Source organism: Shewanella oncorhynchi (assembly GCF_012584455.1).
Taxonomy (GTDB): domain Bacteria; phylum Pseudomonadota; class Gammaproteobacteria; order Enterobacterales; family Shewanellaceae; genus Shewanella; species Shewanella oncorhynchi.
Genome location: NZ_JABAEB010000003.1, coordinates 437,415 through 453,497, shown reverse-complemented (window position 1 = coordinate 453,497; position 16,083 = coordinate 437,415). Strand labels below are relative to the sequence as shown.

The 16,083-nt window shown below is 45.1% G+C and carries 10 protein-coding genes; 3 read left to right on the top strand and 7 right to left on the bottom strand.

Annotated features, from left to right (window positions below; genetic code table 11):
* Positions 1–8: 8 nt before the first annotated feature.
* Entirely contained in the window at positions 9–1,013 is a 1,005-nt protein-coding gene (locus HGO26_RS06645) for an isopenicillin N synthase family dioxygenase (protein ID WP_168824064.1), read from the bottom strand.
* Between the two features lie 387 nt (positions 1,014–1,400).
* Positions 1,401–2,432 (bottom strand): isoaspartyl peptidase/L-asparaginase family protein, encoded by a 1,032-nt coding sequence (locus HGO26_RS06640; RefSeq protein ID WP_168824061.1) that lies wholly within the window; start codon positions 2,430–2,432, stop codon positions 1,401–1,403.
* Positions 2,433–2,552: 120 nt separating this feature from the next.
* Here HGO26_RS06640 and HGO26_RS06635 point away from each other — a divergent pair, with 120 nt between their 5' ends.
* Positions 2,553–4,403, top strand: coding sequence for an autotransporter assembly complex protein TamA (locus HGO26_RS06635; RefSeq protein ID WP_028760161.1), 1,851 nt, complete (start codon positions 2,553–2,555; stop codon positions 4,401–4,403).
* Positions 4,400–8,380, top strand: coding sequence for an autotransporter assembly complex protein TamB (gene tamB, locus HGO26_RS06630; RefSeq protein ID WP_168824059.1), 3,981 nt, complete (start codon positions 4,400–4,402; stop codon positions 8,378–8,380). The genes HGO26_RS06635 and tamB overlap by 4 nt, the downstream gene beginning before the upstream one ends.
* Before the next feature lie 176 nt (positions 8,381–8,556).
* Here the strand turns inward: tamB and rplY are convergent, their stop codons facing one another.
* Complete coding sequence (gene rplY / locus HGO26_RS06625; RefSeq protein ID WP_028760163.1) at positions 8,557–8,844, bottom strand: 50S ribosomal protein L25; 288 nt, start codon at positions 8,842–8,844, stop codon at positions 8,557–8,559.
* A gap of 303 nt (positions 8,845–9,147) precedes the next feature.
* Here rplY and HGO26_RS06615 point away from each other — a divergent pair, with 303 nt between their 5' ends.
* The gene (locus tag HGO26_RS06615) at positions 9,148–9,579 is read left to right on the top strand and encodes a hypothetical protein (RefSeq protein WP_028760164.1); all 432 of its coding nucleotides are present in this window, start codon (positions 9,148–9,150) and stop codon (positions 9,577–9,579) included.
* Here the strand turns inward: HGO26_RS06615 and mepK are convergent.
* The 4 genes from mepK to HGO26_RS06595 all read right to left on the bottom strand — a co-directional run bounded on the left by mepK (position 9,530) and on the right by HGO26_RS06595 (position 15,871).
* Positions 9,530–10,078, bottom strand: a complete 549-nt coding sequence (gene mepK, locus HGO26_RS06610; RefSeq protein ID WP_028760165.1) for a peptidoglycan L,D-endopeptidase MepK — start codon at positions 10,076–10,078, stop codon at positions 9,530–9,532. The two genes, HGO26_RS06615 and mepK, sit on opposite strands and share 50 nt — an antisense overlap.
* 154 nt (positions 10,079–10,232) lie before the next feature.
* Positions 10,233–11,711 carry a L,D-transpeptidase family protein gene (locus HGO26_RS06605; protein ID WP_425596654.1) on the bottom strand — a complete coding sequence of 493 codons (1,479 nt, stop codon included), beginning with the start codon at positions 11,709–11,711 and terminating at the stop codon, positions 10,233–10,235.
* A 324-nt stretch (positions 11,712–12,035) separates the two neighbouring features.
* The gene (mdoH, locus tag HGO26_RS06600) at positions 12,036–14,219 is read right to left on the bottom strand and encodes a glucans biosynthesis glucosyltransferase MdoH (RefSeq protein ID WP_105252289.1); all 2,184 of its coding nucleotides are present in this window, start codon (positions 14,217–14,219) and stop codon (positions 12,036–12,038) included.
* A gap of 23 nt (positions 14,220–14,242) precedes the next feature.
* Entirely contained in the window at positions 14,243–15,871 is a 1,629-nt protein-coding gene (locus HGO26_RS06595; protein WP_049821716.1) for a glucan biosynthesis protein G, read from the bottom strand.
* Positions 15,872–16,083: the final 212 nt, after the last annotated feature.

Below are 16,083 nucleotides of genomic sequence, written 5' to 3'. Positions count from 1 at the left end.
AATAACCATTAAATGGCATGAGCGAATGAGGCGTAATGTGCTTGAGCAACGTCGGGATGAGAGCGCAAACGCCCTTTTAATACGTTCTGGCCCACTTGGTGGAAAAGAGGATTTAATGGATCGCTTGCCGGTCCTTGAGCTTGGTTCGCCAGATGCTTTGGCAAAGGTAACAAAGGAACTGTCGCATTCAACTGCGCCGCCATAAAAAAGGCACACGAGTAGCGCTCGACCCCAGCAGGCGGGCTAGTAACCCTATGGTTGGTTGCCTTTAAATACCCATTAGAAGCCAACTCAAGTAATTCACCTATATTCACCACAAAGGCGTCTTCTAATGGCGGTATGCTTAACCAACCTTTGTCAGTCTGAACCTCTAAACCGGATTGCTTATCTTGCAGCACTAAGGTCAAATAGCCAGGATCTTTGTGTGCCCCTACGCCTTGGCCAGAAGTCTGTCCATCCGCGCTGGGATAGCGAATAAGCTTCATATGCTGATATGGACCCGCTTCAATCGTGGCATCAAAGGCGCTTTCTGGCTGCTCCAGCGCAACAGCTAAAGCCCTCAATAGTGTGACACTGGTATCGGCTAAATCCTGTTGCCATGCCAATAAAGTCGATTTCATCTGTGGTAATTGTGACGGCCATTGATTAGGCCCCTGTAGCTGCCACCATATAGGCACATCAGACTGCTGAGGGTTAGCCACTTCTTCTTGCATGATATCAAACTGTTCCCGCAAGTCCGGTTTCCCTAAGGTCAATTCACCTTGCAAACGGGTATAACCGCGAAAATGCGGTGTATTAGCCATTTTCACCGCAAGTTTATCTACGACGGGCAGCGCAAAGAAATCTGCCGCTAACTGAAGTACTTGCTGCTGTCTAGCAAGCTCAATGCCGTGGCCTGTGAGATAGAAAAAACCTATTCTTCTGGCAGCATCGGCAAGCTTAGTAATAAAAGCGTAACGACGTTGTCCACCGGCATGCCAATCACTTAAATTCAATATCGGTAATTGTTCCATCAATGACTCCCATTTAATGCATTGTCTGAGCCGGATTCTATGCCTTTATGGGTCGATGGATAATGAATTAATAACTATTTGATATATTAAACGGTAATAATAGATCATTTAGATATATAGACATCTAGGCTTCTATACTGCTAGATTTGAATTTCAAAGGTTAAAACAACGCTAATTATTAGGCCAACTCAAACCGCACCACTCAGATAAACATCATAAGCCATACTGCTTAATGATATTTATCTGGTTATTTTTCAAGACATTAGTAAAATTAAGATATAAAAATAAAAGCGAGTCCACTTTTGCGGCACTCGCTTTTTAAGGTTTCGAAGTTTTAACGTTTCTAAGTCATGTCAGTTATAAACCTAGATGCTTCTACCAATGACATTATTGATCATGCCAAATTAGCACTTGGGCTGGCTCACCATTACTACGGGTGGCGCGGTACATACCTTCGGTATTAAATGGCGTAGCAATATTGCCACGCTGATCGACTGCAATCACACCACCCGAACCGCCAGCAGTGATAAGACGTTGATTAATAACTTCATCTGCAGCCTGAATGATAGATTTTTGCTGATATTTCACCTTGGCACAAATATCCCCCGCGACGAGGTAACGGATAAAGAATTCACCATGACCCGTTGCCGATACGGCACAAACACCGTTTTCAGCATAAGTGCCAGCACCGATGACAGGAGAGTCACCGATACGACCAAAGCGTTTTGCCGTCATACCACCGGTCGATGTACCTGCAGCTAAGTTACCCTTTTTATCTAAGGCGACAGCACCAACGGTACCAAATTTGTAATCGAGGTCCTTCATCTCAACATTAGCAACTTGTTCAGATTTAGCCGCAGCTTGCAGTTTTTGCCGTGCATCGAGTAATTGCTGATAACGCTCGTCAGTATCAAAATGATGATTTGGCACTAAAGTAAAGCCTTGAGTCAGGGCAAATTCTTCCGCTCCTGCGCCCGAGAGCATCACGTGCTCAGATTTATTCATCACGGCCAAGGCTAAGTCAATTGGATTGGCAATATGACGCACTCCAGCGACAGCGCCAGCATTCATGGTTTTGCCATCCATAATAGAGGCATCTAATTCATGTCCGCCGTCATAGGTATAAACCGCGCCTATACCAGCATTAAACAGAGCACTATTTTCAAGGATATTAATTGCGGTTTGTACTGCCACTAAGCTGTCACCGCCCTCCTCTAAGACTTTTGAGCCTTTATCGACCGCTTCCTTTAACTTATCTTTGTAGGCTTGGCGTTGTTCAGGGGTGAGATTAGCTTTAGAAATCGTCCCCGCACCGCCATGGATCGCAATGGCGAACGGTTTATCATTGGCAAAGGTGTTATGTGACATAAAAAGTAGGCCCGAAATAATTAAACTAAAGGTGGCTAATTTTGTTTTCATTCTTTACATCCCCTTAAAAAGTAGCGTCCTTTGTAACCATTTCATCGTGTAATTTCAATCATCTCCTTGCCTGTTGGTTTTATTCTGGCGACAATGATGCCAAATCACAGGGACTATAAAGTGCAGCCATTTTTGCAAATCACCTCACATTACATTCGTCTTTGCTTGTTTCTGAGTCTGATTTCAGTCACATCAGTCGCGGCAGCAGATGATTTTATCAAATTATCTGTTACAGGCGTGAATGAAGCGCTTCGAAGCAACATAGTTGCTCACTTAGGCGCTTTACCTGAATCTGAGGTGCAGCGCCGTGCCTTTTTGTTTAATGTCGATGACAATATCAGCACCGCCTTAGAATCCATGGGTTACTATCACGGTGAAGTAGAAGAAAAGCTGATTGAGCATGACAAGGGACCGTGGGAATTAAAACTTGAAATCAGCCCCGGCGAGCCAACCATTGTTCAGTGGGTTGATATTAATTTTAGTGGTGAAATGCTTGATGACCGAGCCTTCGATCAATGGCTCGCAAAGGTCAACATTAAACCCGGCGATGTGTTAAATCACGGTGTTTACAGCGACGTAAAATCGCAACTCGTCACCTTAGCCTTAGCACGAGGTTACTTCGATGGCGAATTTACTGAATCACAAATTAAAGTTAACCGCGATATTAATACCGCACAGGTAAGTTTGCATTTTGATTCAGGCAAACGTTACCGATTTGGCCAAGTCAGTTTCGATGGCCATAACTTAGAACCCGATATATTAGAGGATCTTATCCCCTTTAAAGAAGGTGCTTCATACTCAACTCGCCGCGTAAGCGCCCTGAATCGTCAGTTATTAGATACTGGTTATTTCGCCAATATCAAAGTGATCCCGCAAATCGATAACGTCGAAGATAACCATATTCCAATGCGAGTCGAATTAACGCCTAAGGCAAGTCACGCAATTGAACTTGGTTTTGGTGGCGATATTGGCAAAACAGATCAAGCCTTTGATCCGAGGGTGCGCGTGACTTGGCGTACACCACAAATCAATAAATACGGGCATTCTCAAGAAACCAGTCTCGAATGGTCGCCCGATAGACCAAAGTTATTAACCACTTATACGATTCCGCTCACACATCCCTTAGACGATCAATTGAAGATCCGCCTCGGTTTACTGCGGGATAAATATGGTGTGACTCAAGTATATGATGCCGAGAATCGTGATTTTAGTAACACAGGCCAGCTCGAGTCGACTAAGTACCTTCTGGGGCTATTACGTCAGCAAAGACTAGAAAATCAATGGCTGATGAGTTATTCGTTGGAGGCCATACGCGAAGAATATACTCAGTCTGACGTCGATTATATGCCGTCGTTTTATCTGGCAGGAATTAACTTTTCTCGGACTAGCCGGGGGGATAACTCACTGGATCCTAAATCCGGGTTTAGACAAATTTACAGCCTAGACTATGCCGATCCCTATTTAGGATCAGAAACCCGCCTAGCACGCTTGCAAGCTAAATTTAAATGGATTGATACCTTCTTCGATAACCACAGAATCGTCGCTCGTATTGATTTAGCCGCCAACTTAGCTAACGAAAATGATCTTGCCTCTATCCCACCATCACTACGCTATTTTGCCGGTGGCGATCAGAGTGTCCGCGGTTATGGTTATCAAGAACTCGGCCCCTATTTAGACTATGTTGCTGACGATGGAAAAACCAATCGCGAAGTTATCGGTGGCCGCTATTTAATGGTTGGTAGTTTGGAATATCAATATTATGTGACCCCCACTTGGCGGGTCGGCACATTTATCGATGCAGGTAACGCCTTCGATAATAATCAATTTGAACCTGTCGTCTCTGTCGGTGGCGGTATCCATTGGATCTCCCCGATTGGCCCAATCAAATTAGATTTAGGGGTCGGATTGAAAGAAACTGAGACCATTGAAAGATCATGGCGAATTCACCTAACCATGGGGACAGATCTATGAGCCAGCCCCCAGAGCATAATAAGCCAAGCGAACAAGATATCGTTGATAATCCCATCATTGAAGCCAATGAAGCCGAAGCCACTGTGACCTCTGTCACCCCATCGGTGTCATTCATTCAAAGACTATGGCGGCAGTTCAAACTCTGGACTCGGATTATTATCTATGTGCCATTAGGGCTTTTAGTGTTAATCGCCCTATTACTCGGCACTGAATTTGGCTCACGCATTACCGTGGGTTTAGCCGATCAATTTGTACCCGATCTTGAACTGACTTATACCTCTGGTTCCATTAACAAAGACTTAGCCCTATCTCACGCGGCTTGGTCTATGGCCGGAATAAACGTGCAACTTGAGGATCTGCATTTACTGTGGCAACCCGCCTGTTTACTGCAAAAACGCTTATGCGTGAATAGCTTATCTGCGGCTAAAGTCGATGTCACGATTGATACCCTAGCGCTTTCTGCAGACTCAAACGAAGCACCAGTCGCGCCACTTGATGAAGAACCCAGCGAGCTCCTATTACCCTTTGATATTGTTTTAGATTCTGCTGAACTCAATGGCGTTAATATCCAAGTGGATGATATGCAATTTACCGCTAATCGTCTTAACGCAGAAGCACAATGGTTTACCGAAGGTTTGTCGGTTAAACAGCTATCCAGCGAAGGATTATTCATACTGATCCCTGCATCAACCGATGTAGCAACACAAACTAGCACGGCAGCGGTAACGAATGCAGCAAATCCCAGCACAGCCGCGGGAACAACACCGACACCATCGGCCAGTCCGTCGCTAACAAAAGAGGCTGAATGGGCTTTAGCACAATTGCCACAAGTATTTATGCCTTTCCCTGTGACAGTCAATGCCCTAACGTTAGACAACACCACACTGCAAATCGGCGATCGTAAAGATGTTTTTGGCCATGCAGAACTACAAGGCAGTTTCCGTGAATACCAATTGACCTTAGACCATCTTGCCATCAGCCACACCGATGGCAGCGTCGATATCACAGGCAGCCTAACACTTGATAAAGATTATCCACTCGATTTAGAGGCAAATCTCACCCTTAACCAACTAGTCGAATTGCCAGATCTCACTCATCAAGTATTAACGTTAAAGCTGAGCCAAAGTTTAGGGCAACTTCAGGTGAATGCCGTCGCCAAGGGCGATGCCGACTTTACACTAGATGGCCAAATAACACTGCAAGACCCTAACCTGCCCTACAAGGTGAAACTTGAACAAACACGGCTTCAGTGGCCACTGAAGAACCCTGAATACTCGGTAAGCAATGCCACACTCGATAGCCAAGGCGACCTTAATCGGCAAGAGGCGAGTCTTACTGGCCAACTGATCACACCCTTTCACAAAGTGCTCGACATAGACACTGACATCCAACATCAAGATGCTAAGTTAACCATCAATAATCTTGATGTAATGGGCGCGATTGGTAAGGTCAAGCTCACGGGCGAACTCGATTATCAAAAAGCCATTAGCTGGAACGCCAATCTCTGGATCAATGACGTCAAATTACAAGAAATACAACTGCCACAAACGGATACAGCGCAAAGTACAACGGGTTTACCGGACAGTTTGATTTCAGGAAAATTACGCACTAAAGGCTCATTTGCAGACCCCCGTTGGCAAGTATCCCTGAGCGATACTGAGCTCACTGGCACTTTACAAGGTTATCCCTTCGACATTACAGGGGATATCAGTGTGAATGACTCCCTGTATGTCAGTGCTAAAGGGCTGAACGCCAAAGTACTAGGTTCAACTCTGGCACTCAAAGGCGAAGCCAATGCCAATTGGGATCTCCAAGGTGAATTACAAGTGCCCGACTTTGGCCTATGGTTACCTAAGGCCAGCGGCCAACTACAAGCGCAGATCAATGTCACTGGTGACGAGAAACACCCCCAGGTCGAGCTTACAGCGCAGCTGGCAGAACTTTACTATCAAAACATTAAACTGCAGGAATCTAATTTAAAGGCCTATTACAAGCCGCTAGATCAACATGAGTTTGCTATCTCGCTAAAATCAAAAACCTTGCAGATTGCAGAACAAAATTTAGATACAGTGACACTCGGGGCGAAAGGTACCATTAACGCTCAAAAACTCACTCTCAACGCCACGGGCGATCTTGGGCTCGATGCAACGATGAGCAGCCAATACGATGTGAAGAAGTCACGACTACAGCTCGATGTTGATCGTTTAAATCTCAACACGCCCGTAGGCCTATGGCAGCTCGATAACACCATTAATCTGGCTTGGGACCAAATCAAGAATCAAGGCAGCATTACGCCCTTTTGCCTCATGAATCCCAATAGCCGTATCTGCCTAAACAGTAATACACCAATAGGTAAAAAAGGCAGCGCACAGGTGAGCTACTCAGGTAATCCAGGGCAATTACTTGTCCCAATATTACCAACAAATATGCGTTGGAATGGCCCTGCATCGCTATTAGCCAATGTTGCATGGGCTGCTGGCCGTAAGCCTACTGCCGATGTGAACTTTGATTTTGCCCCCGGCAGCATTATGCTAAAACGGGATAAAAATCGTGAAGTCACCATTAATTACCAAAACCTATCATTAAAAGCGACCTTAGATGCAAAACGGCTGGCGACGGTTTTAGATTTTGAATCAGAAGGCGTGGCCAGTTGGCAGAGTGAGATTAACGTCAATGTCACACCCGATCGCACCCTGTCAGGTTATGCCAATATCAAGCAAATCAACTTGCAGCCACTTGGAGAGTTTTTTCCTCAATTAAATACAGTGCAAGGTTTGCTGACGAGTCAACTTAACTTTGCGGGTAGTCTAGATGCGCCCGAAGTATCGGGGAGCATGGCCTTAACTGAGGGCGCCTTAGCCCTAACAGCAAACCCAACATTAATCGACAAAATTGACATGTCGATGTCATTTGCGGGTCAACAAGCGCAGCTTAAGGGACGCTGGATGATGGGCAATGGTTTAGGTAGAGTGAATGGTCAACTGCAATGGCCCCAAGGTCAATTTAGTGGCGAGTTAGCCCTCGAAGGCGATAAGCTCGCCGTGATCCAACCGCCACTGGCTATTCTTGATGTCTCCCCCGATATCAACTTAACCTTCAACAGTAAGCAACTGGCAGTAAAAGGAAAAATAGCAGTACCTTCAGGCAACATTAAAATTGTGCCATTAGCGGAAGGCGGTGTCGCAGCCTCCGAAGACGTGGTATTTGACGACTCCATTGCCGCCACTCAGCCTAAAACTAGCCCCTACGCCATCGTTGCAGATCTGAATATCAGTGTGGGGAACGAACTCAGAATTGATGGTATGGGTCTCAAAGGTAAACTCCAAGGGACCTTAAAGCTACAGCAGCAAGCTTTCCGTCCTCCTTTGCTCTTCGGTAATATCAAAGTCAATCAAGGTAGCTACAAGTTTATGGGCCAAACCCTAAAAATCCGCACTGGTGAAGTGCAATTTGTGGGGCCAACGTCATTACCAAACCTGAATATTGAAGCAATACGGGAAATTAAGACTGAAGACTTAGTGGCAGGTGTACGTGTCACAGGCACGCCATCACGCCCAGTGGTGACCTTATTCTCCAATCCAGCCAAAGAGCAGGCCGAAATCTTGTCTTACATTATCAAAGGCAGTGGCTTTAACAGCGCCAACAATGAGCAAAATAACTCGCTGATGATGGGAGCGGCACTCGGTTTAGGATCACAGGTAGGCGGCGGCGCAATTAACAACTTAGGGAATACTGCGACAGGACTCATTGAAGAGTTTGGTTTCTCTAACGTGCAACTCGACACTAATGATGAAGGGCGTGTGGCGATCAGTGGCTTTATCGGCGATAACTTAATGGTGAAATACGGAGTAGGTGTATTTAACCCTGGTTACGAAATGACAGTCAGGTATTACTTGCTCTCACAACTCTATCTAGAAACCGTGTCAGGCACTTTAGGCCAATCACTTGATATCTATTACAACTTCAATATCAAGTAACCATATGAATACCAATATATTGACACTAAAAACTCTAGCCAAACAATCTCAAAATACGCGTTACAGTATGTTGAGGTTGTTTGGGTAAAGCCTAAGTGTCTACCCATAAATACAAACAACTAAAAATCAGCCACAAAAAAAGCGCCCTTAGGCGCTTTTTGCTTCAGTTACGACAATTAAGCGTAAACGAAGTCAACATGTTCAATGATTGGCTTGAACACGTGGCGTTGCATAGCTTGTGCACGAACACCCACTTCTTTACCATCAACAACGATAGTCAGAGTAGAGGTGTAGAAGTCAGCATTAGCTTGAATGTTAATGATATCTTTGTGATCAAAAACAATAGAAACTGGCTCTTTGCCTTGGCCATAAATAACAGCAGGTACTTTACCAGCATGGCGTAGGCGGCGGCTCGAACCTTTCCCTATTTCAGTGCGGGTTTGTGCTTGGATAGTGTAAGACATGTGTTTCTCACTTAAATTTAGAGTAAAAAGTTGCCGGCATTTTCGACCAATGACGGCTCATATAAAGCGCGCGAATACTAACATAGATACCCAAGGCGCACAAGAATACCGCAAGCCCTCTATTTATCGGCGTCAGCGTTAGCAAAACAGACCGCTATTTATCAAATTGAGGAACTTGTATCTTGGCTGTTACGGCAGAGAAAAGGCTTTGATCTCAAACAAAAAACACGAGATCTAGATCACACTGGGAAATTGAGAAGCCTGTTAAGCTCGGGCAAATTTCGATAACTGCTGTGTCAAAAAATGCGTCATGCGCTATACCAGTTACAACAAGAAAATAGACTTTCATGCCAACTGGCCCGTGAACTCGTCTCTCTTATCGAAACCGTTCCTTATCAGCAAAATACCCTCGAATTAAAATTCTTAGAATTGCTTGCCTGCACCCAACAAAAAAACCGCAGCTTGATCTTACTTATGCAAATTATTGAGTCTGTCGATATTGAGTCGCAGAGGCAAAGACAATATCAATTTTCACAACGTCTCAGCCTATTGATCTGTGATTGGCAACAACATAGAGAAATGAACAAACTCAATCAACAATTTATCCCGCTGCTCAGACATTACTTGATCGAATCGCAAGCCTTGGAACAAGATTTTTATCAGCAGATCCAACAACAGATCATTGCTACCAGTGCCTTACCGGACCACAATCGACGTGCACAAAACCAGAATTAGGATAATAACCCACACCACCGAGTTTCAGGGATAAAGCCGCTTCTCTGAGGGTTTTTAGTTTAACGCTAGGGATCGCTATGTCCATCGCCATGCCGCGCATGTGATAACTCTTCTTAGCAACTCCGCCACTGTGGCTCACGAGCATGGCATTGGTTTTTGGTGAACGGTAACCGGAAATCACATGGATTTCATCGTTGGTATTCAAGGTTGTTTTGAGCGAGTGGAGTAAATCAAATAAGCGCTTATCCATAGGTGCTGCCACATTCTGACGATGATCCCGCAGCAAATGATTAAAATTGTCTAACACCTTGCTCTGATAATGACCATCTACCCAGTAACTACCATCATCGCGCTCGCCAGTATGACGATTAAACAAACTTAACTCGCGGATCCCTTTGGTTGAACGGCTGGCAACCGCTTTTGAGGGAATAAAGGAACATAATGCCACACCACTAAGGCCTAACAATAACTGCCTACGGGCAGGACATATTAAAGTCACATGATCACCTTTTGTATGCTTTTTGGTCACTAGTAAGGCAAATTATACTGAATAAGCCCTAAGATCAAGTTTTGCCAACCCCATTCTGAGTAGGATTTCAAAATGCCAAGCGAGTTCAGATGCTTATCTTGCTCAACTTTACAGCACAAAAACGTTAATGTTGTTCCAAAACCGTGGCAGGCACAGCATTCGTCAGCTCAGGTTCCAAATCATAAATGTCGCGACGGTATTGCTCCTGCCCACTATCGTCTAACCATGCAGTCCAGTAAACCAGATGCACGGGCAACTTTTCGGAAAGTGAAAACCACTGAGGTTCAGTAATACCAGGGGCTAACTTGTCCCATAAACGTTTGTCTTTTACTAAATGTTCTTTAAACCACTGGGCTAATTCAGTGGCTTTTTCAATACGAATACAACCAGATGATAGTGCCCTATCGTCCTTTTTAAAGAGACTTGGCTCAGAAGTTCCATGTAAATAGACACTGAAACTGTTATCAAAGTGAAACTTATATTTACCTAATGCATTCTTCGCCCCAGGGCGTTGTACAAGCTGATAGGGAAACGAAGCGCTGGCTAAGGTCTGCCATTCCTCTGGCATGCGTTGCACCCGTTGACCGTTATAATCGTATACATCAAATTGACGTTCATTAAGATAATGACCATTTCGCTGAATTTGCGGCAGAATGTCCCGCCGTAAAATGCTGCTAGGCACTCGCCAACTGGGGTTAAGCACCACGCTAGAAATCTGACTGTCCAAAATCGGGGTTTGCCGAGAAGATTTACCCACAATGACCTTGGAACTTAACACTGGCGTACCATTATCGACCAACGTCATCTCAAAAGCGGGCACATTAATCAGCAAATAACTCGGCTCTAATTTACGTTCAAACACTCTTTGTCGAATAGTGTTTTTAGCTAATAGTACCGCCCTCGCCCTTGGCGATTGGTTCACCCAAAATAAGGTCTGCTTACCTATCACCCCGTCCTGTTTTAACCCATGCTTTTGCTGAAAGCGCTTAATGCCAATCATAAGTTCTTCGGTATAAACTTGATTCACTCTAGGCTCAGTGGCTAAGTCTCCCAATATCCACACACGCTTTGCTATGGTATCAACGATCTGATGACTCATTCCTAAGGTTAGCTTTTCATCTAGCACTAAAGTTTCCCATGGTTCAATTGTGTCCAATTGCACTAAATGGGCGATTTGCTTAAGCACCCTTTGATATTGGGGATCCTCTGGAATAACGGATGAAACCGTCTCTGGGGCTCCAGCGTTGTTACATTCTGCGGATGTCATCACATAATGCCAGTAACCGGTAACATCAGCTTGGATTCGTACTAAATCAGCAGTAGATAAGGTATTAGGAGAAAGTGTTAAGTCACGATAATGCTGGCCAAATACTGGATTAACGCCTGCGAGATCCAATAGCAACACCTGTGGCACTAAGGCCGCAAGCGGCAGCACAGCAGTAAGATCTTCAGCTTTACCCTCAAGATTTGGCTGCGCAGCAATACTCGAATTTGATGTTAAGGATTGAGCGCCATCAGCTGCACCTACCTTTGGCACTAAAATTATTGGAATACAGAAAAAAAAGCTGAGTAATAGTTGCGCGAGATTACGTCTCGTCGGCATCGGGTTAATCTGCAATGCTTTCAAGTTCGCGATGTGGAACTCCTGCTCTATCAATTTGAGTTCTCTCACGTTTACCGTTACACGCATGGATGGGGGCAAATAGCGAATGATCTTTTTCAATATCATAAATACTCCCTTAGCTATTTTTAAGGTCACCTGAGAGCCAGCGGGTATATCAATCAACAACACTATGATATGACTATTCCATGGAGATCAATTAATTACTAGGGGTTAACTCCAGATAATGAAAAGAAAAATGCCACTGAGGTCGTCAGTGGCATTGATATCAAACAAACTCGCATAAATATGCTGATCAAGTGTTCGTTAGCAAAAAGACACCAGATCTTCTTCGACAAATTGCTCTGGTAATTTCTGTAGGCTACGTAACATCAAAGGGTTTGCCAACACCATCGCCATTTCTTGACGATTGAGTAAAGCTAATGCGCTCTGTTGACAACGAGCTTCATGCACCTTCACATGCACTATTGCTTCCATCGCTTCAATTGGTGTACCCGCAGCACGCAAAGGCTGTTTATCCACCATGGCTAAATGCAATTCCATCAACGCAGGGTCTTTAAGTACCTGTGCTAACGTCCAAGGCTCAGCAATGTGTCTTTGGTAAGCGGCGCGCGCTTCTTGCGCTTGCAGACAAATTTGCGCAGGGTTACGTTCTTCTGGTGTTGCAAGAATACCGGCACGCTTGAACACTTCGCCAATTTTGACTGAACCTGTCCATGCCGAAATTGGCACAGCAATCCACAGACCGATCAACGCCGGACTCATCCAAGCTAACAAAGTCAAAGAATCCAAAATTGCCGCATAACCTAACATCACACCTGCCAGCATATGCCAGCGGTGACGATAAATTAACGTCATCCAAGGCATACTGCCGTCATCACGACGTTGCGGCGACCAACCACTGTCCCGCCCCATCAGAATTGACATCACAGCACCACAATGGATAAACATCATGATAGGTGCAATCAGCGCTGAAAGTATAACCTCAAAGATCACACTGAATATCGCTTTAATTCGACCACCAACACTGCGAGCAAACTCACCGTCTTTAAGCAGCAACAAGACACCGAATACTTTAGGGCCAAACAAAACCCCCATAGTAATGTAGAACAATCTTAATGCCCTATCCGAGTCCATGATGGGCCAAGTCGGGAACAGTGAAAATTGATCGGTGAAATATTCAGGTCGAATAAAGTGTGCCTGCAAAGCCAACATCAAACCGGTCAAAATCAACATCAACCAGAAAGGAGATGACAAATAAGCCATGATACCCGTCAGTAAATGTAAACGGCTTACCCAGTGCAAACCTTTAGTCGGCAAAATACGCGAATGCTGCAAGTTACCTTGGCACCAGCGACGATCACGCACGGCTAAGTCGATAATCGACGGTGGACATTCTTCGTATGAACCCGGTAAATCATAGGCAATAACCACACTCCAGCCCGCACGGCGGATCAGCGCAGCTTCAACAAAGTCATGGCTCATGATATGACCACCAAAAGGTGGCTTACCCTTAAGGTTGGGTAATCCCGCTGCGGTCATAAAGGCTTCGGTGCGGATAATGGCGTTGTGGCCCCAGAAGTTACCTTCTTTTTGTACCCACCAGCCTAACCCGGTACCAATTACCGGACCATAAATACGCGCCGCAAATTGCTGTAAACGGGCCATTAAAGTGGTGCCATTGATCAACGACGGAATCGTTTGGATCAAACCCGCATCAGGATCGGCCTGCATGCGCTGAGCTAAGCCAGTGATGGTTGAAGACTCCATCAAACTGTCGGCATCAAGCACTAACAAGTGATCATAGCGCGACCCCCAACGACGGCAAAAATCGGCTACGTTACCCGCTTTACGGGCGACGTTTTTACGACGGCGACGGTAATACACCCGCGAATGCTTATGGGTTTCTTGACGTAACACCAGAAACGCCTGCTCTTCGAGCAAAGCAATATCGGGATCGGTAGTATCACTTAAGATAAACCAATCAAAAGCATGACCATGACCCGTTTGCGACAAGGTTTCAGCCATTACTGAAACCGCCGAGAATACCCTATCAGGAGATTCGTTATAGGTCGGCATCAAAATCGCGGTTCGCGTATGCAGTTCAGTCACTTGCAAATCTTTTGCCCGCGGTTTTCGCAGTAAAATTAAAAAACCTGCAATACCGCTACAAAACGCCAAAGCAATCCAGCAGAAGTTAACCGCAAACAGCACTAGCACTAAATATTCCAGAGGAGTAATTCCGCCAATGCTAAATACCGCCCCCATTTCATAGATAGCAAACAAAGATAATAATAAAGCCCCACCCACCACAAACACACGACGGTAGGTACGCGAGCGTACCCCATCAGCCACAGTGCTACGGCGAGGGAATCCCTCTGGCATCTTACTTAAATTTTGGGGTTCCATAGCGCCAGGCCGTTCATTTGGCATAGCACTACCACCCACGAGGACTTCCGTCTCGAGTACCGAGTTATCGGATACAGTCATATCATGTTGCTCCGTCATGAACCTTAAAGCGTCCAGCGATAGAGCCAGGTTTCAACCTGACGAGGAGTTGGGAACTTAAGTTCAGCGCGCAGTTCGATAAGATCTTTATCTTCTGGCTCTAATTCAAAAGCTAAGCGATAGCCATTTTTAGCGGCATTACGGGCAATCACCACGTTCGTGACCACACCACCAGAAGCTTCAACTTTAGCGACTGGCATTTCATCTGTCATCGGACCTTCAACTTGATAGTCGACCACAAATAAACGTCTTGGAGTCGCCTTAGCAATATCGGCACGACCACTGGCAGAGCGAGAAATATGTACAGCACCAACTTTCGCAGCAGGTTCTTCACCCCAACTCATGCGATAGGCAAAATGAAATTCACCGCCAGCAGGAATAGGCTGACGTGGTTTCCAATAACTAACAATGTTGTCATGAATTTCAGACTCTGTCGGAATTTCAGTCAACACCACTGAACCTTGCCCCCAATTACCCACAGGCTCAATCCATAGGCTTGGGCGACGTTCGTAATGGGCTTCTAAATCTTGATATGACGCATAGTCACGCTCACGTTGGATCAGACCAAATCCCTGAGGCGAGTTGTCAGAAAACGCACTGACTTGTAACTGACGTGGATTAGCTAATGGGCGCCATAAATGCTCACCACGACCATTTAACATCAATAAACCATCAGAATCATGTACTTCAGGTCTAAAATCATCGGTGTCGTGACGACCATTGAGTGAATGTAAGAACATGCTAGTGCTTGGTGCTAAACCGACTTTGCTCAGCTCAACACGAGGAAACAGTGTCGCTTCTACATCAATCAAGGTGTTATCACCGGGACGGACAGAGAAAGTATAGGCACCTGCTACGCTTGGGCTATCTAACAAGGCATGCACAACAATCAAGTTGCTGTCATTGTGTGGACGCTCAACCCAGAAGGCGCGAAATATCGGGAATTCTTCCCCTTCAGCGTCAGCCGTTTTTAACGCCAAACCACGGGAAGATAAGCCATAGGCGTTACCTTTACCTAAAGCACGGAAATAACTCGCACCTTGGAATACCATAAGCTCGTCAAATACACCGTTCGTATTCAATTGGTTATGAATACGGAATCCTGAGTAGCCAATGTCATCATTTGGTAGCGCTTGAGTAATCACTTCACCCGCGGTGAAATATTTAGGCTCATAGGCTAAGTGCGTTGCATTCTGACCTTCTACAATCGCAATCTCGATCAGATCCTGAAAATAGAAACCACGGTGGAACATTTGCATTTGAAATGGCACGCCCTGATCACGCCAAATAGACGCAGTCGGGTTAAAACGAATATCTCTGTATTCATCGTATGACAGTTTAGCAAGGCCAGCTGGCAAAGGATCTTTGAGGGTCACATAAGGTTTCGCTGCCAAACGTTTTGCAATCTTCACGACAGTTTCGCTATCAAAAGCGCCTGTCTTAGTGAATCTGATTTGATTTTTTGTACTGGGCTGAGAAATCACTTTCGGTGGAGTAACCACAGGAACTGCCTCGGCGGGTTTTGTCTCTTCAGCGTACGCGACACCAGACAGGGCGACTACAGCGCCTAGCGTCAGTGAACATATGAGTGACGAATAAGGTTTGGACGATGGGCAACGCAACAAGCTAACCATAGATAGGTAACCTAAAAAATAAACTAAGAAATCAATGTTTTTTATGTATACAGTGAATTTTTTTCACTCTGATTTAGGGATGAAAAAAAACAGTTGCTTACATATCGCGAAAGATATCAGAAGGAGAAAAAAACTCATAAATAAAGATGCAGTTAACCCCTTCTACACAATACTATTTGAGAATAAGCTTATACCAAAAATGAATATTAAAA